This window comes from Xanthomonas vasicola (assembly GCF_000772705.2).
GTDB classification, from domain to species: Bacteria; Pseudomonadota; Gammaproteobacteria; order Xanthomonadales; family Xanthomonadaceae; genus Xanthomonas; species Xanthomonas vasicola.
In genome coordinates this window covers 42,272-69,236 of the sequence record NZ_JSBW02000040.1, presented here as the reverse complement: position 1 = coordinate 69,236, position 26,965 = coordinate 42,272, and the positions used below count along the sequence as shown (strand labels likewise).

The following is a 26,965-nucleotide window of genomic DNA, read 5'->3' as shown; positions in this document are numbered from 1 at the left end:
ATGCGGCCTTGCGCGTCCAACACGTAAACTACGCAGTCACAAGTCGCAGGAGCGCAGTCGATGCAACATGATGGAGTCAATGGCACACGTAGGCGCCTGCTGGGTTGCGCAGTGGGGATGACCTTGAGTGGCAGTGCGTTTGCACAACAGGCCAAACCGGGGAAAACAATGGCGCAGGACAGCAGCTGGAACGCCGGCACCTGGCTCAACCGGCCAAAAACCGTCGATATCAGTGGCGACACGCTGGACGTAGTGACCGATCAAGCGACCGATTTCTGGCGCGAGACGCACTATGGGTTCACCCGCGACAGCGGGCACTTTCTCGGCATCAAGGCGGGCGCACGCTTCACCGCGCAGCTGCGCGTGCGAGCGCAGTACGAAGCGTTGTACGACCAGGCCGGCATCATGGTGCGCGTGGACGAGCAGCACTGGGTCAAGGCCGGGATCGAACTCAGCGACGGGCGTGCCATGCTCAGTAGCGTGTTGACCAACCCGGTCTCTGATTGGGCGACTGGTCCGTACGAAGCTGACCCCAAGGATTTCTGGATCCGTGCCACCGTTGCCGACGGTGTGCTGCGCCTGCAGCTTTCTGCGGACGGCCGTCACTGGCCACTGGTGCGTTTGTGTCCATTCCCGGTGGCAAGCGAGTATCTGGTCGGGCCGATGTGCTGCACGCCGGAACGCGCCGGGTTGAAGGTGCGTTTCTCCGACTTGGCACTGCGTGCGCCGTTGGGCAAGGACCTACACGATCTCAGTTGAGCGATTGGTCGATGCTGCATCGCAGGTTGCAGATAGGCCGTGCATCGGATCGCGATGCACGGCCTATGCATTCCCACGATCCTCGCGCGGTCTGGCAATGCCCGCGCAGATTCAGGCTTCAGGGCAGGCGCCGCAACGCTGCGGTTTGTTTGACGTAGTCGGCCACTAAGTGCGCTTCCATGGGTTTGGCGAGCAGATATCCCTGCGCCTCGTCGCATCCCCAACTGCGCAGCATGGCAATTTCATCGGCGTGCTCGATGCCTTCGGCCACGGTGCGATAGCCCAATGCGTTGGCCAAGCGCACCACCGCTTCTGCACGCATCTGCATGCCGGCTTTGTTGGCGATGCCGGTCACCAACGACCGATCCAGCTTGAGCACATTCACCGGCAACTCGGTGAGATAACCGAAATTGCTATAGCCGGTGCCAAAATCATCGATGGCCACGCTCACGCCTGCGTCGCGTAATGCGCGTAGCCGCGGCACCGCTTCGACATTGCTGCGCACCCAGCGGCCTTCGGTGATTTCCAGCTCGATGCGAGTAGTGGGAATCGCCAAGTCCTTGCAACGGTTGATCACATCCGCGGCCAGATTGATGTTGCCGAAATCGCGCGACGATAAGTTGATGGAGATTGAAAAATCCAGCCCCTGGGCACGCCATTGCGCCAGCTGCACCAGCGCGCTTTCGATTACCCAATTGGTGACAGTGCACATCAGCGCCGTTTTTTCGAACAGCGGGATGAACTCGTCCGGGCCGATCGGTCCGAGACTGGAATGATGCCAGCGCAGCAATGCCTCGAAGCCGGTCACCGACAGATCTGCAAGATCGATACGCGGCTGGAATACCAAGCGGAAATCGCCGGCTTTCAGAGCTTGTTCGGCATCCAGCGCCAGCCGGTAGGAGCGCTGGATGGCATCGTCGTGCGAGGCGCTATACCAGCACACGATGGCGTGATTATTGATGGCATCGCCCAGCGCCACCAGGCCCTTGCGCATTACATCGTTGGTGTCCAGCTGTTGCGGGGCAAAACGCACCACGCCGGCATGAAAGGTCAATGACATCGGTACGCCTGCAGCATCCACTGGCGTGTGCAGCATGTCGCGCAGATCCAGCAACAGGTCTTCCATCTCATCTGGCGCAGAGTTGAGTAGAAAAAACGCAAAGCGCATCGAAGCCACGTGGTACACGGTGGCCTTGCCGCGCAAGGCGCGCGTCAACACGTAGCTGGCGTGGCGGATCAATTCTTCTAGTGGCTGCATACCCAGCGCCTGGCGCGCTTCGTTGGCAGCTTGGGTGTCGTAGACCTCGATGAAAGCAGCAATGGCGGGCACGCAATGGCTGCCGAAGGCGAGGGCATCCAGATCCGATTGCAGCTGACGCGCGTTGAGCAAGCCGCTATGCGGTTCCCGTCGGCCGGCACCGAACTGCAATTCCAGCTGTGCGGCAGCCACGTTGGCGAACATCAGCAGTTGCTGATGCTCCTGGCTTGCGAGCCGGCGCTCGCGTGTGTCGATCACGCACAACGTGCCGGAAATGCCTGTTTGCGGCGCGCCCACAGGTACGCAGGCGATAAAGCGAGCCGGCAGACCTGGGAACGCGGCATCGCCGAGTTGAATCTGCGCAAGCGTTGCATGTTCGATCAACTCGGCTACGCCATTGGGCGCTGCCGGCACCTGCTGGCACAGCGCAATCGCCTGCTCTACATGGCTACCGCTGATGCCACGTGCTGCCAGCACGCGTAGGCGGCCGCCTTCAGTGATCGTCAGCGCAGCAGCTGGCGCCACCAAGGCATGGCAGAGCAAGCGTGCGATTTGTTCAAGCGGCTCCATGCCGCCCAGGTCGATCGGTACACCCGACCAGTCGAAGTTGCGATCTTGCGGTTTGTCGTCCAGGGCAAGCGTCATGTCGTCAGGTTCCGTGTTGAAGATCACACACTGCACCGCCACTAGAAACAAACCGGGGTCATCGATAGGTGACGAGATCTGAGATAGGTGACGAGATCTGATCAAACCGCACTTCACGCCGATCAGCGTGGAGCGCTCCAAACGTCCAAGAGGCTAGCAGCCCCGACGATAACTGCTGCTGTTGCGCCCGCGACATAGAAATACCGCACTCCACCAACTGATGTCGACTAGTCCAGTGGTATTAATCGTCAAAGCGAACTCATAAATTGACCGGCACGCGGATTTTGAGTACTTCCGCGCTTCCGCACCGCAGCAGGAACGAATGAAAACGATTGTTTTCAAGCGACTGTTTAAAATGGTTTGATTGTGCATCAGTCTGCTTTGATTGGTTGGGAGTCATCTAATCGAATGCAATGTAAGTGATTGAGAAAATGGGTTTTTTTAAATATTTTTGCGTCATTGGCACTGTCGACTAGTACGGATGAGTCAGCAACCAAGTCATAGCGAACACGAGCAAACCAGTACACAAATTCGGATCTTGTGATGGATGAGTTTGAGGTTAGTGATATTCAGCACAGTTTCACGCGTATCGATTCGCCTATTAATCTCGCACCGGGGCGATATCCAATTGGTATTAATCACAATCTTATTTAGATGAGTTGTTGCTAGCTCTTAGCGGTCATTCGTTGAAGTGGCGTTGCTGCTTTAAATCGGCCCTACCGTTATGCCAATCCCGTCTTTGGAGGCGCGTGCATGGGCACGCGTCGGCTTCTGCTCGGCAATCAGGGGAATTCAAAATGAATCGTGCATTTGCGCTGGTCTGGAATGCTGCCATTGGCAATTGGGTCGTAACGCATGAGCTGGTGCGTCGACGCCGTAAGCCTGGCTCTACCCGTCGTGTGTTGCCGGCCTTGGTCGTCTTGGCGGTGGGGGCCGCCGCACCGGGGCTGGCCTGGGGCGCGTGCACGCCAGCCATCCCCGCAGCGGGCGCAACAGTCACCTGCTCGGGTACGCCGGTCACCAGTAACTTCTTTTCCGCCAGCACCAACAACCTGACCGTGAATGTCGCCTCCGGCAGCCAGATGACCGCAGGCTTATCGGGCGGCACCGCCATCGCCCTGAGCGGTACCAATTCCACACTCAACAACGCCGGCACCATCGACCCTTCCGCGCTTGGGCTGGTTTCGGTGCTGAGCAGCGGCGTGACCATGAGCAATGCCAGCTCCACTGCAGTGTCGGTCAACAATCTTGCCAGCGGCACGCTCTACGGCACCGGCGGCTTGCTCGGCGCCAATCTGCTCAATCTCGACGGCATGGCGCTAGGGCTGACGTCGGCCAGCAATGGCACGGTGCAGATCAACAACGCCGGCGTGATCGATAGTCGCCCATTGGCGGGGCTGTCGATTTTGGGGTCGAACACGCCGGTCATCGCGGTGACCGGTGGAGGCACCGTCAACGCGATCAATACCGGCACCATCAACGGACGGGTGGGCTTTCAGAGTTCGGCCACCGGCAATACGTTCGTCAACTCGGGCACCATCAACGGCAGCGTTTCGATGGGGACAGGCAGCACCAACACCTTCACTGCAGTCACCGGTGGCAGCGTCAACAGCGGGGGCGGGCTTGCACCGGAATTGCTCGGCCCCGGCGGTTTGCTGAGCTTCGCGCAGACCGGCGTGGTGGACGGCGGCCTGGGTGGCAACAACACGCTGATCCTGCAGAATTCTGCCGTGGGTACCGGCAGCGGCAGCACCGGCGCAGGCACGTTGAGCACCGCGCAGTACATCAATTTCGGCAACTTGCGCGTCAATAGCGGCACCTGGTCGGTGGGCGGCGCGAGCAACTTCGGCAACAGCGCCCTCAATGGCGGCGTGTTGCAGTTCACCACTCCCGCACAGCTAGGCAACACCATTACCGCCAACGGCGGCACGCTCGAGGCCACGGCGACGGGTCTGACGCTGGCACCGACCAATGGCATTGCGCTGGCCGGGAACGGCCTGACTGTGCAGGGCACCAATAACTTGACTGTCGGCAGCGCAATCACCGGCACCGGTGCGTTGACCAAAAGCGGCACCGGTGGGCTGGCGCTGAATGGTGCCAGCACGTTCACCGGTGGCGTCAACTTGACCAATGGCGCGTTGACGGTCGGCACCAACAGTGCGTTGGGCACCGGCGCGGTCACCGCATCCGGCGGCAGCGTATTGGCAGGTGCTGCGGTGAACTTGGCCAATGCGTTTTCGTTGAGCAACACGGTTGGTATCGGCGGTACAAATGCGCTACGGATTGGCGGCACGATCAGTGGCACCGGGGTGCTCAATAAGGTTGGCACCGGCGCGTTGACCTTGGGCGGCGGCAATACCTACAGCGGTGGCACCACCTTGGGCGCAGGAAGCGTGCTGCTCGAAACCTCCGGTGCGCTTGGCACTGGCACGGTCACTGCAGCAGGTGGTCTGCTGGATAACACTGCACCGCTAACGTTGACGAATAATTTCGCACTGACCAATACGCTGGGCCTGGGCGCCAGCGGCAACGCGCTGACCTTGAGTGGCACGCTGGCTGGCGCTGGTGGCGTCAATAAAACCGGTGCGGGCACGCTTACGCTCAGCGGTACAAACACCTACACCGGTGGCACCAACCTAGCATCGGGCACGCTGCAACTGGGTACCGCCTCTGCGCTTGGCACCGGCGCATTGAATGTCACCGGCGCCTCCAACCTCAGCACGACTGCGCCGTTGACGGTGACCAATGGCATCAGCCTTGCTGCGGCGCTGAACTTGCCCAGCACACAAGCGCTCACGCTCAGCGGTGCCATCAACGGTGCCGGCAGCTTGATCAAGAGCGGCACTGGCGATCTCACGCTGACCAATGCCAATGCCTACACCGGCGGCACCGCGCTCAACGCCGGGCGGTTGGTGGTCGGTGCGAATGCAGTATTAGGCACCGGTACGCTCACCGCCAGCGGTGGCGAACTCGATGCCACGGCTGCGACAACCTTAGGCAACGCTGTTGCGTTGACCGGTACGTTGGGTGTCGGCAGTAGCGGCAACGCATTGAATCTCAGCGGCACCATCAGTGGTGCCGGCGCATTGAACAAACTCGGCACCGGGACACTGACGCTGGGTGGTTTGAACACCTATACCGGTGGCACCAGCCTCAATGCCGGCACGCTGCAGGTGGCCAGCGGAACCGCACTGGGCACCGGTGCGTTGAATGTCACTGGCCCCGCAACATTGCAAAACACGGCCGCTGCAACGCTGAATAATGCAGTGACGTTGAGCACCGGCGCACTGACGCTCAACGGCGCGCAAGCGTTGACCTTGGGCGGCAACATCAGCGGTGCCGGCAGCCTGGTCAAATCCGGCGGCGATCTCACGCTCAGCGGCAACAACACCTATGCCGGTGGCACCGCGCTCAATACCGGCAAGCTCACGGTGGGAAGCAATACCGCGCTGGGGAGCGGCACCTTGACCGCAGCGGCCGGCACGACGTTGGACACCGCAGCAGTGAGCACGCTCACCAATGCGATCGCACTGGCAGGGCAACTCAACCTGGGCGGCAGCAATGCGCTCACGCTCACCGGTGCCATCAGTGGTGCCGGCAGCCTGGATAAACTCGGCCCGGCCAGCCTGACGCTTTCCGGTAACAACACCTATCTGGGCGGCACCCGCCTGACGGCAGGCAGCCTGATTCTGGGCAGCGATAGCGCACTCGGCGTAGGCAGCCTGAGCGTGAGCGGCGGCTTGCTCGATAGCACCGCGGCACGTGTGCTTGCCAACAGCGTGGTGCTGGATGCAGATCTGCAACTGGGTGGCAGCCAGGACCTGACGCTCAATGGAGGTATCAGCGGCGTCGGTGGCTTGACCAAGAACGGCGCTGCGGCGCTGACACTGACTGGCGCAAACACCTTCAACGGCGGCGTGGATCTTAACGCTGGCAGTCTGTTGATCGGCAGCGGCGCTGCACTGGGCAGCGGGGTGTTGACCGCAGCCGGTGGCACGCAACTGCAGGCCACCACGGCGACCACAGTGGCTAACGATGTCGTCGCGAATGGTGCACTGTCGTTGACCGGCAACAACGACCTGGGTTTGACCGGCACCGTCAGCGGCACCGGCAGCCTGGTCAAGCAGGGCACCGGTGCGCTCACACTCAACGGCAACAACGTCTACACCGGCGGCACGCTGTTGGACAACGGTGCCCTGGTGGTGGGCAGCAATACCGCGCTCGGCAGCGGCGCACTTACTACCGCCAACGGTACGCTGCTCAATGCCGCCACCACAGTGACCTTGCAGAACGCGGTCACCGTCAATGGTGCGCTGACGCTCGATGGACAAAACCTCACGCTCGATGGCGTGATCGATGGCGCCGGCAGCCTGGTCAAGAACGGCACGCAAACGCTCACCCTCAACGGCAACAACACCTGGGGCGGCGGGCTGCAACTGCAGGGCGGGGCGTTGCTGGTTGGCAGCGATACTGCATTGGGCGCGGGCACCTTGACCGCCGCAAACGCTACGACGTTGGACGCAAGCACCGCCGTGGCATTGGCCAATGCGGTCGCATTGGATGGCACGCTGACATTGCCGGGTACGCAGGACATCGCGCTCAATGGCGTCATCAGCGGCATCGGTGGTGTCAACAAACAGGGTAATGCCACGTTGACGCTGGGCAACGCCAACATCTTCAGCGGCGGCGTTGCGCTGGATGCGGGGCGGTTGGTACTTGGCAACAATGATGCGCTCGGCGTAGGCGGCCTGGTGGTCGGCGGCGCTGCCGAACTGGATACCACCGCCGCGTTGGCGGTGGGCAACGACGTCTTGTTGAACGCTCCACTGACGCTGGTCGGCAGCAACGATCTGGCCCTGGATGGCACCATCAGCGGCACCGGCAGCCTGATCAAGAACGGCAACACCACGCTGTCGCTCAATACAACCAACAGCTATAGCGGCGGCACGAGCTTGACCGCAGGCACGGTTGCAGTGGGAGCCGACAATGCGCTCGGCACCGGTAGCCTGTCGGTTGTCGGTAGTTCGGTATTGAGCAACGCGGTCGCCGTTGCGCTGGCAAACGACATTGCGCTGGGCGCTGCGCTGACCGTGGATAACGCCGCAGACATGACCGCCAGCGGCGCCATCGGCGGTGGCGGCGATCTGATCAAGACCGGACTCGGCACGCTGACCTTGAGCGGCAACAATAGTTACACCGGCCCGTTCGCGATCCAGGCCGGCACCGTGGTGGCCAGCACTGCTGGCTCGCTGGGCAACGCCAGCAATGTCGATGTCGCAGCAGGTGCGCGGTTGAATCTGACCAACGGTGGTTTGATCAACGCGCTCACTGGTGCGGGCGGTGTCGGCACCGATACCGGCGCCACGCTGCAGCTGGGCGGCGGCGATTTCTCCGGCAGCCTGGGCGGTGGCGGGAACCTGGACAAGGTGGGCACCGGCACCGTGCGTTTGCTCGGTACCAGCGCGATCGGTGGCACCACCCAGGTCAGTGCCGGTACGCTCGATGTAGTCGGCAGCCTCGGCACCAGCGCGTTGAACGTGGCCACGGGCGGCACGCTAACCGGCACTGGCACCGCCGGTAACGTGGGCGCTGCCGTGAACATCAGCGATGGCGGCCGGCTCGCATTGACCAGCGGTTCGTCGCTGAGTGTGGGCGGGTTGACGCTGGCACCGGGCGCGTTTGTCGATGTGGCGTTGGGGGCGCCAAGCGCAACGCGCCTGCTTGAGGTCAATGGCAATCTCACGCTGGACGGCACGCTCAACATCACCGACATCGGTGGTTTCGGGACCGGCGTGTATCGCTTGATCGACTACACCGGCGCGCTCACCGATAACGGCATGCTGATTGGCCTGTTTCCCGGCAGCGTAGACATCAGCCAGCTCGCGTTGCAGACCGCCATCGGTCAGCAACTCAATCTGGTGGTAACCGCGCCGGGCAGCATCGTGCAGTTCTGGGACGGCGTGCAGACCACGGCCAATGGAACCATTGATGGCGGTAGTGGCACCTGGGGTGCGGCCACCAACTGGACCGACCAGGACGGCAGCGCCAACAGTACCTGGCAAGGCGATTTCGCGGCGTTTTCCGGTGCCGCGGGCGCAGTGGGCGTGCAGGGCACGCAGAACATCGGTGGCCTGCAGTTCGTGACCGATGGCTATCAGTTGACCGATGCCGGCGCGGGCGCACTGGCGGTGACCAATCCATTGACCGCCATCCGCGTGGACCCGGGCGCAACCGCCAGCATCGATGTGGCCATCACCGGCACCGGCGGCGTGCAGAAGCTCGATACCGGCACGCTGGTGTTGAGTGGTCCCAATACCTACACCGGCGGTACTGCGCTGGGCGGCGGCAGTTTGGTGCTGGGCAATGCGCAAGCGTTGGGCACCGGCACGCTGACTGCCGCAGCGGGCACCACACTCGACACCAATCAAGCAGTGGCGGTCGGCAATGCGGTGGTGCTCGATGGTGCATTGACCTTGCCCGGCAGCAACGATCTGGCATTGACCGGCGTGATCAGCGGTGCCGGCAGCTTGATCAAGAACGGCACCTCCACGCTCACGCTGGATGGCAGCAATAGCTACGTCGGCGGCAGCGTGTTGAATGCCGGCACGCTGGCGGTGGGCAGCAACACGGCACTCGGTGCAGGCAGCCTGTCGGTGCTGGGCACCTCTACCTTGAGCAATGCGATTGCGCTTGCTCTGGGCAACAACGTCAATCTGGGCGCCAATCTGACCATCGCCAGTGCGGACGATCTGGCGTTGACCGGCGTGCTCAGTGGTGCGGGTGCACTGACCAAGACCGGCCTGGGCACGTTGACCTTGTCTGGCAGCAATTTGTTCAGTGGCCCAGTGTCGGTGCAGAGTGGTGTGCTTGCCACCTCCGCCACCGGCACGTTGGGAACGACCGCCAGCGTGGATGTTGCGGCAGCTGCAGGGCTCTCGCTCGGCAGCAATACCGCATTGAACAGCGTGACCGGCGTGGGCAATGTCGCGATCCTGGGCGGCAGCACGCTGCAGCTGGGCGTCAACGACGCAAGCAGCACGTTTGCAGGCTCGTTGAATGATGCTGGCTCTCTCGAAAAGATCGGCACCGGCACACTACAACTCACCGGCACCAGCGCGATCGGCGGCACCACGCAGATCACCGCCGGCACGCTGGATGTGGATGGCACGCTCGGCAGCACCGGTGGCCTGACGGTAGGTAATGGCGGCACGCTGAGCGGTAGCGGCGTGGTCAATGCCGCAGTCACGGTGAACGACGGCGGCCGCCTGGTGGTGACCAGCGGCGCGCTGCTGACCACCGGCAGCCTGAGCTTTGCACCCAATGCCACGCTCGATGCGTTCCTGGGGGTGCCCAGCCAGACCGGTGTGCTGGCGGTCAATGGCGACCTCACGCTGGACGGTACGCTCAACATCACCGACATCGGTGGTTTCGGCACCGGCGTGTATCGCTTGATCGACTACACCGGCGCGTTGACCAATAACGGCATGGGCTTCGGCACGTTGCCCGGCACGGTCGACCCCACCCAGCTGACATTGCAGACCTCGCTGGCGCAGCAGGTCAATGTGGTGCTGTTGGCATCCGGCACCACTGCGCAGTTCTGGGATGGCGCGCAGACTGTTGCCAACGGCATCGCCGATGGCGGTACTGGCACATGGACTGCCGGCGCCACCAACTGGACCTCGATTGATGGGCTGACCAACAGCGCCTGGCAGAACAGCTTTGCAGTCTTCGGCGGCACTGCGGGCAACGTGGGCGTGCAGGGTACCCAAGGCATCGTCGGTATGCAGTTCATCACCGATGGCTATGTGCTCAGCGATGCAGGTGCTGGCGCATTGAGCGCCAACGCAGCGAATACCATCATCCGTGTGGACCCTGGCGTTACCGGCACCATCGACGTTGCCATCACCGGCACTGGAGGTGTGCAAAAGCTTGATACCGGCACGCTGGTCTTGAGTGGTCCCAACAGCTACACCGGCGGCACTGCGCTGGACGGCGGCAGCCTGGTGCTGGGCAATGCGCAAGCGTTGGGAACCGGTACGCTGACTGCCGCAGCAGGCACCACACTCGATACCAACCAAGCCTTGTCCGTAGGCAATGCGGTGGTGCTCAATGGTGCGTTGACGCTGCCCGGCAGCAACGATCTGGCATTGACCGGCGAGATCAGCGGCACGGGCGGCTTGATCAAGAACGGCGCCGCCACGCTCACGCTGAGCGGCAACAACAGCTATGCCGGCGGCACGGTACTCAGCGATGGCAGTCTGGCGGTGGGCAGCAATACCGCGCTGGGTAGCGGCACCTTGTCGGTGACCGGCGATTCGGTGCTGAGCAATCCGGTTGCCACCGTACTGGGTAATGCGGTCACGCTAGGTGCGGCGCTCACCGTCGATAACCCGGCCGACCTCGCACTCGCAGGCAACATCAGCGGTAACGGTGCGTTGATCAAGACCAACACCGGCACGCTGACCCTGGACGGCAGCAATAGCTACAGCGGTGGCACCACGCTCAACGCCGGCACGCTGGTAGGTGATAGCGCGAGTCTGCAAGGCGCCATCGTCGACAACGCGACGTTGGCGTTCAACCAAGCGGCCGATGGTGTGTTCAACGGCTCGATCACCGGCACCGGCACTGTGGTCAAGGATGGCGCCGGCGCGCTGTTGCTCAATGGCGCCAATGGCTACACCGGCGGTACCAGCATTGTGGCCGGCACTCTGATCGGCGACACCGCTAGCCTGCAGGGCGATATTGCCAACAACGCGGCGTTGGTGTTCAACCAGACCACCGGCGGGGTGTATGCCGGCACGGTCAGCGGCACTGGCTCGCTGGAGAAGGCGGGCGCTGGCGTGCTGCAGTTGCTCGGCCCCAACACGTACACCGGCGGCACCGTGATCAGCGCCGGCAGCTTGGTCGGCAACACCACCAGCCTGCAGGGCGACGTGGTCGACAACGCAACCTTGGTGTTCGATCAGGCTAGCGATGGCGCGTTTGCCGGCGTGGTCAGCGGCACCGGCAGCCTGATCAAGCAGGGCGCTGGCGCGTTGACCTTGGGGGCACCCAATACCTACAGCGGCGGTACCACCATTGCCAGCGGCAGTCTGATCGGCACCACCGCCAGCCTGCAGGGCAACATCGTCGACAACGCGGTGCTGGTGTTCGATCAGGCGACCGACGGGACCTATGCCGGCAATGTCACCGGCAGCGGTACCTTGATCAAGAACGGTGTCGGTGCGCTGACCCTGGATGGTGTCAACGGCTATCTGGGCGGCACCACCATCAATGCAGGCACGCTGATCGGCGACACCGACAGCCTGCAGGGCAACATCGCCAACAACAGCGCACTGGTGTTCCAGCAAGCCGCCAATGGTACCTACACGGGAACCTTGTCCGGCACTGGCAGTCTGCTCAAAGACGGCGCAGGCACGCTGCTGCTGACGGCCAACAGCGGTGGCTTCGATGGAACGACAACCATCGCGGCCGGCACCCTGAGCGTGGGCAACCCGGCCAACCCCGGCGCAGCGCTGGGCGGCCCGGTCACGGTGGGGCCTGGCGGCACGCTCACCGGCAGCGGCAGCATCGGCAGCCTGGTCTCCTCGGGCACGGTGGCCATCGGTGGCGCCGGTGGCACCATCAGCGTGGGCGACAACGCCACGTTTGCGCCAGGCTCTACGTTGCAGGTGACGCCCGGCGACGGCGGTGCGGTCACGCCGGTGACGGTGGGCGGCGCAGCCAGTGTGGCAACCGGCACCACCCTGGAGTTGCTACGGGCGACCGACCTGCCGCTGTTTACGGAGATTCCGGTGATCAGCGCCGGCGGTGGCCTCACCGGGCAGTTCAGCAACGTCGTTTCCGACTACGCGTTTATCGAGCCGGATGTCAGCACCACTGCTACCGGGTTGTCGGTGACGTTCGGGCGCAATACGGTGGGCATGGTGGATGCAGTCACCACGCCGAACCAGCAGTCCACGGCGGCGGCTGTGGACGGCTTGCCGAACACCAGCCCGATCTATCAGGCCGTGGTGCGTTTGCCCAACGACCCGGAAGCGGTGCGCACTGCGTTTGCATCGCTGTCGGGCGAAAGCCATGCCAGTACCGCAACCGCGTTGCTGGACAGCCGCTTCCTTTACAGCGGCATCAGCAACCATCTGCGTGGCGACAGCCAGGACACGCTGGTTGGCGACACCACGGTGTGGATCACCGGGCGCAGCCTGCCCAACCGCGTCGATGGCGATGCCAATGCGGTGTCGGTGCGCCGCGAGGACAACGGGGTGATGGCCGGTGCGGAACGCCGCTTCGGCGAACGCAGCGTAGTGGGAATTGCAGTGGGCAACCAGGACATCGAGAGCTGGTCGCGCGAGTGGGGCGACCGGGCCGATGTGGATGGCACCCATGCCGGTGTGTACGGCCGGGCCGATTGGTCTGCGTTCTCGCTGCAAGGCGCGGTGGATTACGCCAGCTACAACGTCGACAGCACGCGCCGGGTGATGTTGCCTGGCGTGCTCGAAGAACGCCTGAGCAGCCGCTATGACGCCACAGCGGTGACGGTGTCGCTGGAAGCGGCCTGGAATTTGCGCACCAAGGGCGCGGTGTACAGCCCGTTCATTGCGGCCGATTACACCCGTCTGAAGACCGATGGTTTCACCGAGCGCGGCGGCATTTCAGCGTTGTCGGTGGACAGTGCCAGCGATACCTTCAGCACCGCTACGCTGGGTGTGCGTGGGCATTGGGATCTCGGCCAAAAGGCGGCGTTGTACGCGTCGGCAGGCTGGCGGCACGCGTTTGGCGACCGCTCTGTGCAGCGTTCGGCCGGCTTCGTCGGCACCGCTTCGGAGTTCTCGGTGCAAAGCGTCACCCTGGCCAAGAACGCTGTTGTCGGCGAGTTGGGCGTCAGTCTGATCACCTCGCCGCGCAGCCGGTTGGCACTGTCGCTGCAAGGACTCAACGGCGACGGGCAGACGGCGTACGGTGGTCAGGTGACCTGGGGGGTGAGCTTCTGAGTCCTGGCTTGCCGCATGCTTGAAACTGGAAATGGAAACGCCCCGGCATACCGGGGCGTTTTTTTTGTGCGCTTTTCTATGTGCGTCGCGCCAGGCGTAGGCGTGCACGTGAGTGTTGATGTGTGTTGCTGCGGTCCGGTCAGCGCATGACATGCAGGCACTGATTGATGCGCTGCCTGCATGCAGCGTCACTGCAGCTTTGCAGTGACAACCGCGCAAACCATAGCTGCGGCTGCCATCAGCCAAAGGCGTATGCACGAGCATGCAATACAGCACGCACTACAAATCCCGGTAACACAGCGCGCCTCACAGACCGATGCGTTCCGCCAAACGCACCAGCTCGGCCAGCGAGCCGGCCTGCATCTTGCGCATGGCCTGCCCACGCCGCACTTTTACGGTGATCTCGCTGAGGTGTAAGCGCGCGGCCACCTGTTTGTTCAACAGACCTTGCACCACCAGCCGCGTCACATCCTGCTCGCCGCTGCTCAGCGATTCCCAACGCGCACGCAGCTCGGCGGCAACCGCATCGCTCTGGCGGCGCGCGCGGTCGCGGCGGATACCGTCTTGAATTGCGTCCAGGAGGGCCTGATCGCGGAACGGCTTGGTCAGAAATTCGATCGCACCGTTCTTCATCGCTTCCACGCCCATCGCGATATCGCCATGACCGGTGATGAAAATGGTTGGCAGGGCAAAGCCGGATTCGACCATACGCCGATGAAATTCCATCCCACTCTGGCCTGGCATACGGATATCCAGCACCAGACAGGCGGGCGCGTCCTGCAGCCGATGCGCAAGGAATTGATCGGTGGAACCGAACGCATAGACCTGTAAGCCGACCGAGGCGAACAGATCTTCCAGCGCGGCGCGCATCGAAACATCGTCGTCGATGAGATATACCACCGGTGCCATCTCGTTCATTCCCTGCGCTCCGCTGTGACCAGGGGCAAGCGCAGGCCGAAGCGCGCACCGCGCGTGCCGGCCGGCTCGGCCCAGATCTGCCCGCCGTTGGCTTCCATGATGGTACGGCTGATGCTCAAACCAATGCCCATGCCATCGTCCTTGGTGCTCCAGAATGCTTCGAAGACATGTGCCAGTGCATCTTCGGATAACCCCGGGCCGGTATCGTCGATGCACAGGCATGCCCACGCACCATCGATATGCGAGCGCACGTGGATGCTGCGCGCCTCATCCGGCAGGGTCGCTAGCGCCTCCACCGCGTTGAGCAACAGATTGCCGATGACCTGCTGAATTTGCACGCCATCGGCCAGCACCGCAGGCAGGGCAGGGTCCAGTTCCAGCGACAATGCGATGCCATGGCGCTCGGTTTCGCCACGGGTGAGCGCAATCATGTCGAGCACCGTGCGGTTCAAATCCAGCGGGTGACGTTGACTCGCTTCGCCACGCGCCAGCGCACGCATGCGCGCAATGATGGCGCTGGCGCGGCCGGCGTCGGCAAGCATGCGCTCCAGTGCGGCATCGGCCTTGGCCAGGTTCGGCGGTTGCTGTGCCAACCAACGCTGGCAGGCGTTGCCGCTGGTCACGATGGCCGCCAACGGTTGATTGACTTCGTGCGCGATCGACGCGGCCAGCCCACCCATGCTGCCGCTGCGGGTCAGCCGCAATAGCCGCGCCTGCGCTGCATGCGCGCTGGCCTTGGCCGCTTCCATCTGCACTGCCAGATACGTGGTGACCGCAACCACCACCGCGCTGATGCAGGAATTGATCACCCCCACGCGGTAACTGCCGGCCGGAGTGAGATGAAAGCTGAGCACGATAAGTGCAAGGCAGGTAGCCGCCAAGGCCACCACGCCCGCGCGCGTGAGCAGGCGCACCGACAGCAGCACCACCAGCGTATAGAACAAGGCCGCCGCCACCGCGTAATCGGTGAAGGTATCGGCCACGAAGATCGCCGCTATGCCGGCCACCAGCCCGAGCATGCCAAGCAGGTCGGTGCGGGTAGGCGGCGAGCGGAACAGAGAGGTCATGCGCATGGCGGCGATTGTCTCAGCTGGCGGTGCCGCCGTTACACAACCGGCGCTGGATGCAGTGCTTGGTTCATGGAGCCGCCGGCTCAGCTGTCTGTGCCGATGGCGACCACCATGGACCGCCACCCAGGGCCTGATACAGCGCCACGGTGTCGGTGTAGCGCGCGGCTTGTGCCTGGACCGTGGCCGCCTGTGTGCTCTGGTAGGCCTGCTGTGCCTGCAACAGATCGGCCATGCCGACCGCGCCGACCACTTGTTGACGCTGCACCACCGCCAGCGTGCGCTCCGCCAGCGCCTGCGCATCGGCAGAGGCACGCAGACTCTGTGCGTCGCTCTGCAGCGCGGTGAGCGCATTGGAGACCTCGCCAAACGCGTTCAACACCACGCTGCGGTATTGCGCCATGGCCTGCGCGTAGCTGGCTTCGGCCGCCTGTTGCTGATGCGCAAGCGCACCGCCATGGAACAGCGGCTGCAGCAGGCTGCCGGCAACCGACCATTGCGTATTACCGGCCGCGAACATGCGCCCGAAACTGGCCGCAGAACCGCCGCTGGCTGCACTCAGGGTGATCGATGGCAAGCGCGCAGCGGTCGCCACACCGATCAGCGCGCTGGCCGCATGTGCTTGTGCTTCGGCGGCGCGGATATCTGGCCGGTGGTCAACCAACTGCGAGGGCAACGACAACGGCAGTTGCGCCGGAAGCTGCAGCGTCGCCAGCGTAAATGCCTCATCCGTAGCGTCGCTAGGCAATTGCCCACCCAGAATCGCGAGCAGGGTGCGTTGTAGTTCCAGCTGTTTTTCCAACGGCGGGACTGCGGCCTGCGCCTGCGCCAGTGCAGTGCGTTGGGCCAGCACCTGCGCTGTGCCGATCGCGCCAAGCGTTTGCTGGCGTTCGGTGAGCGTGCATAGCTGTTCGGCGAGTGCGACCTGCGCGCGCGCGGCATCCAGTTGCGCGCGCGCGGCCGCTTCGCCGATAGCTGCGTTGACGACATTGGCGGTGAGGCTGAGATACGCCGCATCGCGCTGATCGCGCTGCGCTTGTGCCTGCGCGCCGGCCGCTTCCACTTGCCGCCGCGTGCCGCCAAACACGTCCAGCGTATAGCTCACGCTGAGCTGCGCGGTGCGTAGCGCGTACGGCGTGTCGATGCCGACATCCGGCGCGGGTACCACCGAGTCGCGTTGCCGGCTGGCATCCACATGCAGATCCGCTTGAGGCAGCCAGGCGCCGCGTTGCGCGGCGAGTGTCTGTTGCGCCTGCCGGAGCGCCGCGTCGGCGGCCTGTAGATCCGGGTTGGCACGCAATGCGCGTTCCACCACAGCATTCAATTGCGGCGAGCCGAATGCGCGCCACCACGCGGTCGGCACGTCTTGCCCTGGCGCGAACTGTTGCGCACCGCCATGCGCTACGTCCGCTGCTGGAGTCGCTGCAGGTAACGCGTTGGCGGTGTAGCGATCTGCAGTGGGAGGAGCGGGGCGCTGAAAGTTCGGTCCCACTGCGCAGGCGGCGAGCGACACCGCCACGGCACCAGCGAGCAACGCGTTGCGAAGGTATGTCATGCGGTCGTCTCCCGGCGGCCCTGACGCGTTGCGACGAAGGCTTCCATCAGGTAATACAGCGATGGCAACAACACAAGCGTGAGCACCGTGGCGGTGACCAACCCGCCCACCACCACCGTGGCCAACGGACGTTGCACATCGCTGCCCAGGCCGGTGGCGAGCATCGCCGGTGTCAGGCCGAGTGCTGCCACCGTGGCGGTCATCAGTACCGGGCGCATGCGGCTAACCGCACCGGCCACCACCGCCTCGCGCAAGGCCATGCCGGCGTCCTGACGCAATCGGTTGATCTGCGCCAGCATCAGCACTGCGTTCAATACTGCAACGCCGAACAAGGCGATGAAACCCACCGCGCTGGAGACATTGAGCGTCATCCCGCGCAGGTGCAGTGCAGCCAGCCCGCCGATCATCGCCAGCGGCACGGCGGCCAGCACCAATGTGGGTTGGCGCAGGTTGCCGAATGCGCCGAACAGCAGCACAAACATGATGCACAGCGTAGTCGGCAGCACCACCAGCAAGCGGGCCTGGGCACGCTGCAGGTTTTCGAATTGGCCACCCCACACCAACTGCATGTGCTGCGGATCGATCCGCACCTGCCGCGCGAGCGTTGCCTGCGCATCGCTGAGAAAACTGGACAGATCGCGGCCGCGCACGTTGAGCCGCACGATGATGTTGCGCCTGCCCATCTCGCGCACGATCACGCTCTGGCCGCTGGTGGTGGTGATGCTGGCCACGGCCGATAGCGGTATCTCCGCACCGGCAGCGGTGCGCAAACGCAACGCGCCGATGGCCCGCGGATCGTTGCGATACCGTTGCGGAAAGCGCACGGTGATGTCGTAGCTCTTCTCGCCGATATACATCTGCCCGATCGGGCTGCCGCCGATGCCGGTGGAAATCAGATCCGACACATCGGCGGCATTGATACCGTAGCGCGCCGCCGCCTCGCGGTCGAAGCGCACCTGCAGGTTGGGCAGGGGCGGTTCCACATCCACGGCGATATCTGCAGCGCCCGGCACCTTGTGCAAGGCCGCCGCCACCTGGTCGGCAACACCACGCACCTGCTGCAGATCGTCGCCGAACACCTTCACAGTCAGATCGCTGTGCGCTCCGGAGAGCTTGTCCTGCACACCATCGATCATCGGCTGCATCATGCTCACCGTATAGCCGGGCATCTGCGCATAACGCGCGCCAAGCGCGGCGATCAGTCCCTGCTTGTCCATGCCCGATGGCCAGTCTTTGTACGGACGCAAGCCCACGCTCGCTTCGATATGCGAGGGCGTCCAGTAGTCGGTGCCGTCGTCGTTGCGCCCGGTCTGGGTCACCATGTACGACACCTCGGGAAATTCCAGCGTGGCCTTGCGCAAGGCGTTGGCCATGGTGGCGGCCTTGTCCAGGGTGATGCCTGGCGGCATCTGCACCTGCAGCCACAGTGAGCCTTCATCGATATAGGGCAAGAAGTCGCGGCCAATGCTGCCACCTAATACGGCCAGCACGCACAAGGCCAGCGCCGCACTGGCCAGCAACCAACCGCGTCGGCCAACGCTACGCTCCAGCAATGCGCGGTAGCGCTGCCCCAGTGCCTCCAATACGCGGTTGTGCATCATCCTGCGCGGCTTGCGGAACGCCAGCCACGCCAGGGCGGGAATCACCATCAATGCCACCAGCAGCGCACCAATCAAGGCCGCGCCCACTGCGTAGGCCATCGGCGAAAACAGCTTGTATTCGATGCGTTCAAACGCGAGCAGCGGCAGATACGCACAGCCGATCACTGCCATGCCGAAGAAGATCGGCCGTGCAACATGCAAGGTGGCGTCGATCGCATCGTGCGCAGTCAACGCTCGCTCGCTGTTTTCCTCGCGCAAGCGCAGCACATTTTCCACCAGCACCACTGCGCCATCGACCAGGATGCCGAAGTCGATCGCGCCCAAGGAAAGCAGATTGGCCGGAATCTTGAGGTGGTGCATGAAGATGAAAGCGATCAACAATGACAGCGGGATGGTCAGCGACACGATTGCCGCCGCGCGTGGGCTGCCCAGGAAGATCAACAGCACCACACCCACCAGCAGCATGCCTTCGGTGAGCGTGGCGCTCACCGTGTGCAGCGTCGCATCGATCAACGCGGTGCGGTCCAGATACGGCACCACCTTGACGTCCTTGGGCAACAAGCTGTTATTGAGCTCCTCCACGGCGCTGTGGATGCCTTGCAAGGCCACCGACGGATTGCTGTCCTTGAGCAGCAATGCGATGCCTTCAATCGTGTCCGGGTTGTTGTCCTTGCCCAGGATGCCGCGCCGCTCCACATTGTCGTAGCGCACCTCGCCTAGATCCTTGACCAGCACCGGCACGCCATTGCTGCTGCTCACCACCACGTTGCCAATGTCCTGCAACGAGTGCAGCAGGCCGATGCCACGGATCACGTAACTCTGTTCGCCGCGATCCATCACGCTGCCGCCGCCATCGGCGTTATTGCTGGTGATGGCGCTCTTGACCTGTTGCAACGAGACCCCGTAGCGGGTCAAGCGATCCGGTTCCAGGGCCAATGAAAACTGCGTGGTGAGGCCGCCAAAGTTGGTGACATCGGCCACGCCTTGCACTTTCTGCAGGCGCGGAATCACCGTCCAGAATTGCAGGTCGGACAGCTCGCGTAGGCTGCGTGTTTTCGATTCCAGCGTGTAGCGATAAATCTCACCCGTCGGTGAGGTGTACGGGTCCAGCCCGGGAATCGCGCCATAGGGCAGGGTGACCGCCTGCATGCGTTCCAGCACGCGCTGCCGCGCGAAGTAGCCTTCCGTTCCATCATCGAAGACCAACGTGATCAACGACAGCGCGAACAGGCTGCGCGAGCGCAACACATGCAGGCCTGGCGTACCCATCAACGCACGTTCCAGCGGCACGGTGATTTGCTGTTCCACTTCCTCTGCACCCAGGCCCGGTACCTGCGTGACCACCTGCGAAGTAACATCGGCGATATCTGGATAGGCTTCCACCGGCAGCTGCGTCCAGCTCCAGGTGCCGTATAACGCAATGAGCACGAAGACCAGCCAGACGATGCCGCGGCGTTGAAAGCAGGTGGTGATGATCGACTCAATCATTGAGCAAGGCTCCGTCCTTGATCACCACACGCTCGCCTGCCTTCAAGCCGGACAGGATTTCGGTGTACCCATCCATAGCGCGGCCGGTGGTCACGATGCGCGAGCGATAAACGAACGGCGCGGTTTCGATAAACACCCGCGTATACAGCCCCATTTGCAACAGCGCGCTGGCGGGAACCATCAACGCCTGCTGAGGGCGTGCTTGAAACTGGGCGCGCGCAAACATGCCAGGCTTGAGCAGGCTATCGTGGTTATTCAATGCCACCCTGACTTTCAACGTGCGGGTGGTGGGGTCGAGCAGATCGTCCAGGTGTTGCACCTGGCCGGTGAAGCGTTGGCCTGGATAGGCATCCAGGCTGGCAGTGACCGGCTGCCCTTCGAAGACCTGGCCAATCTCGCGCTCCGGCACGCTGGCGGTCAGCCACACCTGCGAGATATCGGCCACCGTCATCAGTGGCGCTGAGGTGTCGTTCCAGAAGCCGCCCGGCGCGGCGCTCAGGTCCACCACGCGGCCGGCAATGGGCGCACGCAAGACATAGCGCCGATGCGACGTTGCTTGTGCAGCCACACCCAACTGGGCCAGACGGTCGCCGGCCGCGCGCGCATCGTTTTGCGCATTATCGAAAGCCTGCTGTGCTGTTTGTAGATCGCGTGCTGCTGCAATGCTGTCTGCTGCCAGCGCCTTCTGCCGGGCAAGTTCCAGACGTGCTTGTTGCAGCGTGGCGCGCGCTTTGCCGGCATCGCTGTAGGCACTGGCAAGTTCGGCAGAATCAAGCACGCACAGCACATCGCCTGCACGCACGGTGTCGCCCAGGGTCTTGGGCAATGCGACCACGCGCCCGGCCAACGGCGGTACGACACGCACCAGCCGCTCGGGCAACACATCGATCACGGCCGGCATTTCCAGCATGGGGGCGATGCGCTGGCTGCGCACTGCCTGCACGCGTAAGCTGGAACGCAACGGCGAGTGCGCCGGCACGCTCACCTGGGTATTGGTGTGGATGAGCAGCGGCGAGGGAGCCGCCGGTGGCGGCGTGGCACCGCAGCCAGCAAGCAGGCTGCCGACGCAGGCAGCTGCCAGCGTAGAACGCAGGAAGAGGGACGACATGCTGTGACTCGAGCGGGGAGGGGAAGGCGTTGCACATGCAGTCCGCAACCCGCGAAAGCGGGCAGCGCTTGCAGTGGCGATGCAGACACGCCCGCTGCCGGCAGCGGCGTACAACGGCATCGCCTGGCACCCATGGCATTGGCCATAGGATGGAGTTACGCGCCTGCCATCGGGGCCGGCGCAGTGACGACGCGTACTGCAGCCGCGTCGATGGCGTGCATGGTGCCAGCCGTCAACGCGTGAAACCAGGGGTTTTCAGGCGTTTTCGGCAGTCCATGGACATCGCATCGATATACCTTCGTATCGTCTGTGCGCGGCCGGTACGCAGGACGCCTTATCAGTCAAGGCATTCTGCAGGTCGGCGTTCACATGAGGCCAGCAACGAAAAGGCCCCGGACATGCCGGGGCCTTTCTTTATATCTGTCACACCAGCGTGCGTGAGAGCATCACTTGCGCCGCCTGCAGCATCGCTGTATCGGCGGCGATCAGAACTGCCAGCGCAGACCGACGTTGGCATTGATGCTGTTGGCGTCCGAACGACCACGCTCGGCGCCCACGTTGCCGTAGATGGAGAACGCATCGTTGAGCTGATAACGCACGCCAACCGAGGCACGCAGTGATTGCTTGGACACCGGCTCGCCGGCAACCTTGAAGCGCGCTTCCGGCAAGCCGGTGAACCACGCGGAGAAGTCGGAATTCGGATTGCCCAGCAGCGAGCGATACGCCACCAGACCATCGAAGCCCCAGTTGCCGTGTTCCAGGTGACCGCGCACGCCCACCTCGCCATACCCTGCGCGCATGGTGTCGCTATTGGCGCTCAATCCCAAGCCGGTCACCGACGCTTCGCTGAAGGCATCCTGGGTCTGGCTCACCACACCGGCGGCCACGAACGGCGACAACCCGGCATGCGGCATCAAGCCGATTTCCGCGCGCGCCGACCAGTTGGTGTCGTGGCGACGGTCCTGCAAGCGCTCGCCGATGCTGCCGGCCTGCACGTTGCGTTCGGTTTCGACGTTGCTCATGCCGTACGAACCGATCGCCGACAGATACGCCTGGCCAATCGGCTGGTACAGGTAGGCGGTCATCGCATAGCGGTCCGAGCGCAGCCGGCTCGACGACGCGGCGATGTGCGCACGGTCCTGACCGGAGGTCACGGCCGCACCGACGATGGTGCCGGCATTGCCCATCGGCAGATCCGCGCCGAAGGTGGTCGCCTGCTGGGTGTAATCGGCCGAATCGAAACCGCTGCGGCTCAGATCACCATCCAGGTAGCTGCCCTGCATCCAGGTGGTCAGCGTGGTGGTGTCGGCGAGGTAGGGCAGGCGATCGGCAGCCACACGTGCGTCGTTGAGTGCTGACTGGAAGCCCAGCGTACGCTCGATACCGTGCACCTGGCCGGCCAGGGTCGGCAGCGATGCGGCAACCTGCGCATCGGACGCGGCAATCAGCGAACCGGTGGCGCTGATCAGGCCGCCCAGGTTGTCGGTGTCGCCCGAGGCGACCCGCGTATCCAGCACCTTGACCAGCGAATCGACCTGGTTCGCACCATTGACCACCGACTGCGGCGCACCGGCCGCCTGCGCACTGGCGGCGGAGGAATTACGGGTCAGGGTCGCGGTGACGGTGGTCGGGTCGTAAGACAGTGCCGCGTTCCAGAAGAAATTATTGGCGTACTGCACGCGGTCGAACGTGCCTTGCAGGACGCCGGCCTGGACGATCTTTTCGGTGCTGCCCACGGTATAGCCGGCCGCTTCCGGCAGCAACAGCAGATTGCCCTTCAAGCTGGCCTGGCCAGTGACGGTAAGAGCCTTGCCCAGCTCGACGGCGGTGGTGCCGGTCGAGTTGACCAGGCTGTAGTTGCCGTTGATGACACCGCCGCGCGCTTCGAAGGTGGCCGAGTTGGCCACCAGAAGATCCGAATGCAGGCTGCCGGTGAGCGACAACACGCCATCGAGAATGGTGGTGCCGCCGGTGTAGGTGTTGGTGCCGCTCAGGGTGAGCTTGCCGGCGCCGCTCTTGGTCAGGCTGCCCACACCGGAGATATCGTTGCTGAACGTGCTGTCGTAGCCAGAGCTCACGTTGGCTGCCCAATTGCTTGCGAACTGGCCCGGACCCTTGATCGCCTTGGCGGCATTGACCAGGCCCCAGCCGTACAGCGCGTCCACGCCCGGGTCGCCCAGGTCGGTGGCAGTGGTCAGCAGGGTTTGCTGCAGGTTGGAGGCGCTCATCCACGGATACACGCCCAGCACCTGCGCGGCGACACCGCTGACAGCAGCAGTGGAGAACGAGGTACCAGCAATCTGACCGCCCAATTCGGTGCCGGCCAGGGCCGGGGCGGTGTAGCTGCCCGGCGCGACCAGGCACCATTGCGCAGCGGCGCCGCAGTGATTGGAATAGCTGGTCAGGCCGGCGGCATTGCCGGCGCTGTCGATATTGATCGCGCCCACGGCCAGCCAGTTGTTGCGCAAGCTGGCTTCCTGCACTGGCGTTGCGGCCGGGTAGGAGGCTTCCGCCGCGCCTTCGTTGCCGGTGGCGGCCACGATCAACGCGTCGGCCTGCACCAACGGGGTCAGTGCGTACTTCCAGGCCAGTGCAGCGTTGGCGCTGGCGGTGGCATCCGGATAGGACGCGCCGATGGAGAGGTTGGCGATGCGCACGCCAGCAGCGGCCAGATCCACCGCAGCGCGGCGGGTCGGCTGCGTGCCGCAGGAATTTTCGGCGCAGATGCGCGCATAGAACAGGTCCGCATCCGGCGCGACGCCACCGGCGAAGCCGTCCTGCGCCGAGCCCAGAATCAGCGCTGAGACAATCGTGCCGTGGCCGCGCAAGGCATTGGCCGACGACTCCGGGGTACCTGGGCTGGCGGTGTAATCGTTGAAGCTGTCGACCTTGCCGCTGATCGGCGCGTAGCTCTGCACCAGGTTGTCGTCCAGCACTGCCAGCTTCACTCCCTTGCCCTTGGCACCGGCCTGCTGCGCCAGATCCGCATTGGTCGGCACCAGAAGATTGCTGCCCACACCCTGGTAGCGGGCTGGGGCCGGCGTCGGAGCCGGCGCCGGCGCGGGCTTGGGAAGCGGGTCGGCTGCCGGCGGCGGAGTTGTCGGCGCCGGGGCGATGACGGTGCTCTGCGGCGCGTCGCTACGGACGTTGCCGCCACCGCCACCGCCGCCACAGGCGGTCAGGACGAGGCAGGAGGCGATGGTGGTTGCGAGTAGCGAGCGATTCATAGGTTTTGTCGATTCCAGTTATTGAGTGCGCCGCTACAGCTGTTTATTCAAATTTGGCGCAGAGGGTTCCAGCGCCGGCGATCACCAGCGAAGGCATTAGTTTCACGCGTTATTCATTTTTCAACCGCTGCGCTTTCCGTCTCTTCGGAGTGCGCTCGCGGAGCATCCGGTCAATGTTTTCTGCATGACCGAGTGCTTGCGAGATTGTTTAACGGCGCTATCCAGGAACTCTAAAGCCTGAATGGACAGTTGCTATTCAGAGAAAACGCGCCGAGATAGATTTTTCCGAGTTAATCCATAGTCAAAACGGATTGGCAGCGCAGTAACAGGCCTCACCGCGGATTGTTGTCGGAGCGAACTCTACAATAATGCGTCACAAATCTCGAAGGGAGGCAATCCTAAATGCGACAGCAGTCCCGAGTAATAGGGGAAACATATCCCGGATGTCGGTGGATCCCCTACCTGCGGTAGCGAATTCAAGCGCAAGTTAGCAGTTCTAACGGACTCTGGCGTTTGCTGTTGGATTCGGGTGAATTTTATTCAGAAATAAATCAAATAATGCTTGGTGCCTCGCTGTTTAAAATAGTATTTCGATACAGATATACTGAATGAGGTCGAGAGTTGCTGGTCATTGTGCGTAATCCAGCGGCCCGCGCGGGCTAAATTCACCAAAACCCGCATTTTTGCCTTGCACTGGAATTAGGCATTTGAAATAAATAACCCGACTATGCGTCACCTGCAACAGCCCCATGATCGGGTCGACGAATATCCGGTTAATTGGGTGTGGGGATTTAATTCCGACACCCGCAGCTGTATTTCAGGACAGCGCCGGGAAGATATGAAGGGTCTCAAGCGTTCCTGCTTGTGAGGGCTGACGCGGAGCTTGCCAAGACACAGCGGCACGCGGTTGTGCCTGCGAGGTTGTATGCTGCGGCTGGCACGTACGCCCCATGCGTGGCCATACCGTCCCAGACAGGGTGAAATTGCGGCGGCGCTATGCTTGCACGTACACATGCGCATGCATCGGACCGGTCGCTGGTCATCGCCAAAGCCGGCGCGTTGCATATAAACCATTCAAAGTGCGCTGCTGGCGCTTCGAGCAATGGTCGCTATGCTCGCCGCGGATGAGCACTACATCGCCCGACGATCTGATGACGATGGAAGGGATCCTGCACGGCATTGGCTATACCGTGAGGGCCCGTCAGCTCGAAAGCCGCCGCGTGGTGCTGGAGATCTTGCAGGCAGGCGGGCGGTGCGTGCCGTTGACGGGTTCGCCCACCTTCGGTTCGCTGCAGGCGGCCGTGGACATCGGCAGCAAGCTGGCCGCGCAGTACATCGGCGAGCTGGTCAGCAAGTAGGCCTGCGGCCCTTGCCGCAGCCCGGCCACGCACGGGGTTAGCGCATGGTTTGCAGCATGCGGTGACTTGGTTGGTGGCCAGTCTGGTCAGTGATGCCGTGAAGTAAGCTGCGTGTGCGGTCATACACATCGTGCAAGCGCCTTCACGCGGCCCTATTCTCTGCCACAGCATGAGGGGGCAATGCGTCGCTGCTGTGCCAGACGGAGATGACGCTGCGTGACACAGGCAAGGAAAGACCCAGCATGCGCGGAGTAGCGCGCATGTTCTGGCTGATGCAAGCGTTGGGCTGGTCGCTGTTCCTGGCAATTGCCTACCTTGCTCGGCCCAGCGAAGAAACCGTGTCCGATGGGCTACAGCTGGCCGCAGTGGCCGGCTTGAGCGTGGGCGGGTTGCTGGGCAGCCTGCTGCTGCGCTGGCTATACCGCAAGCTGCAAGCCGATGGCTATGGCGAAGTGCATTGGCTGGCCTGCTGCTGGTTGTCAGCCTGCTGGCGGCGCTGGGCGTGGATCTGTCGGTCCATAGCGTGCTGCTGGGCTTGCGCGGATTTTCGCGGGGTTGATGGCGCTGCATGAGGCGCAACCGATGATCTCGGGCACGGCGCTGCTATGGCCGGCCCACATCGCCTGGGCCTTGCTGTACCTGTCGATCAGCAGACAGACGCGGCTGGCCGGGAAGCCACCCGCCACCAGAACGATCTGCGGCTGGCGCTCAAGGAGGTCCAGTTGCACCGTCTGCCCGGCCATATCAGCCCGCATTTCCCCTTCAACACGCTCAACAATGCTGATGCCTGCGGCGCTGGTTGCGTCGCGCCGGCCGAGCAGGCAATGCTCAGTGCGGTGGCCAATACCATCATTGCAACTGACTTCATAAGCTGCTCCTCCAGAATGAGGCTCACACTGGGAGGGCAGCCGTGCCGCGCCCAGCGATGCATGACGTGCGGTCGAGGCGGGAATTGAGGGGTCGCCGCTGCGGGTGAGCGGGAGCGATCAG

The 26,965-nt window shown here is 63.3% G+C and carries 12 protein-coding genes; 5 read left to right on the top strand and 7 right to left on the bottom strand.

Going from position 1 to position 26,965, the window contains the following annotated elements:
- Positions 1-60: 60 nt before the first annotated feature.
- Positions 61-759 carry a DUF1349 domain-containing protein gene (locus NX05_RS10620; RefSeq protein ID WP_039437920.1) on the top strand — a complete coding sequence of 233 codons (699 nt, stop codon included), beginning with the start codon at positions 61-63 and terminating at the stop codon, positions 757-759.
- Positions 760-877: 118 nt separating this feature from the next.
- Here the strand turns inward: NX05_RS10620 and NX05_RS10615 are convergent, their stop codons facing one another.
- Complete coding sequence (locus NX05_RS10615; RefSeq protein WP_039438083.1) at positions 878-2,689, bottom strand: EAL domain-containing protein; 1,812 nt, start codon at positions 2,687-2,689, stop codon at positions 878-880.
- A 770-nt stretch (positions 2,690-3,459) separates the two neighbouring features.
- On the opposite strand from NX05_RS10615, the gene NX05_RS10610 reads away from it, so the two are divergent.
- Positions 3,460-13,653 (top strand): autotransporter-associated beta strand repeat-containing protein, encoded by a 10,194-nt coding sequence (locus tag NX05_RS10610; RefSeq protein WP_039437917.1) that lies wholly within the window; start codon positions 3,460-3,462, stop codon positions 13,651-13,653.
- Positions 13,654-13,959: 306 nt separating this feature from the next.
- Here NX05_RS10610 and NX05_RS10605 read toward each other — a convergent pair whose 3' ends face one another.
- From NX05_RS10605 to NX05_RS10580, 6 genes are all read right to left on the bottom strand, one after another.
- Positions 13,960-14,571, bottom strand: a complete 612-nt coding sequence (locus NX05_RS10605) for a response regulator transcription factor (protein WP_010373467.1) — start codon at positions 14,569-14,571, stop codon at positions 13,960-13,962.
- Positions 14,568-15,590 carry a sensor histidine kinase gene (locus NX05_RS10600; RefSeq protein ID WP_026112879.1) on the bottom strand — a complete coding sequence of 341 codons (1,023 nt, stop codon included), beginning with the start codon at positions 15,588-15,590 and terminating at the stop codon, positions 14,568-14,570. The genes NX05_RS10605 and NX05_RS10600 overlap by 4 nt, the downstream gene beginning before the upstream one ends.
- Positions 15,591-15,708: 118 nt before the next feature.
- Complete coding sequence (locus NX05_RS10595) at positions 15,709-17,193, bottom strand: efflux transporter outer membrane subunit (RefSeq protein WP_039437912.1); 1,485 nt, start codon at positions 17,191-17,193, stop codon at positions 15,709-15,711.
- The gene (locus NX05_RS10590; RefSeq protein ID WP_039437908.1) at positions 17,190-20,282 is read right to left on the bottom strand and encodes an efflux RND transporter permease subunit; all 3,093 of its coding nucleotides are present in this window, start codon (positions 20,280-20,282) and stop codon (positions 17,190-17,192) included. Before NX05_RS10590 ends, NX05_RS10595 begins: the two co-directional genes overlap by 4 nt.
- Entirely contained in the window at positions 20,275-21,390 is a 1,116-nt protein-coding gene (locus tag NX05_RS10585; RefSeq protein ID WP_017122531.1) for an efflux RND transporter periplasmic adaptor subunit, read from the bottom strand. The genes NX05_RS10590 and NX05_RS10585 overlap by 8 nt, the downstream gene beginning before the upstream one ends.
- 485 nt (positions 21,391-21,875) lie before the next feature.
- Positions 21,876-24,617, bottom strand: a complete 2,742-nt coding sequence (locus NX05_RS10580) for a S8 family peptidase (RefSeq protein WP_039437905.1) — start codon at positions 24,615-24,617, stop codon at positions 21,876-21,878.
- Between the two features lie 1,124 nt (positions 24,618-25,741).
- Between NX05_RS10580 and NX05_RS10575 the strand changes: the two genes are divergently transcribed.
- The 3 genes from NX05_RS10575 to NX05_RS24545 all read left to right on the top strand — a co-directional run bounded on the left by NX05_RS10575 (position 25,742) and on the right by NX05_RS24545 (position 26,931).
- Positions 25,742-25,975 carry a hypothetical protein gene (locus tag NX05_RS10575; protein WP_039437902.1) on the top strand — a complete coding sequence of 78 codons (234 nt, stop codon included), beginning with the start codon at positions 25,742-25,744 and terminating at the stop codon, positions 25,973-25,975.
- 242 nt (positions 25,976-26,217) lie between these two features.
- The gene (locus tag NX05_RS24420) at positions 26,218-26,547 is read left to right on the top strand and encodes a hypothetical protein (RefSeq protein ID WP_172645726.1); all 330 of its coding nucleotides are present in this window, start codon (positions 26,218-26,220) and stop codon (positions 26,545-26,547) included.
- Positions 26,548-26,580: 33 nt separating this feature from the next.
- Entirely contained in the window at positions 26,581-26,931 is a 351-nt protein-coding gene (locus NX05_RS24545) for a hypothetical protein (RefSeq protein ID WP_039437900.1), read from the top strand.
- The last annotated feature ends 34 nt before the right edge of the window (positions 26,932-26,965 follow it).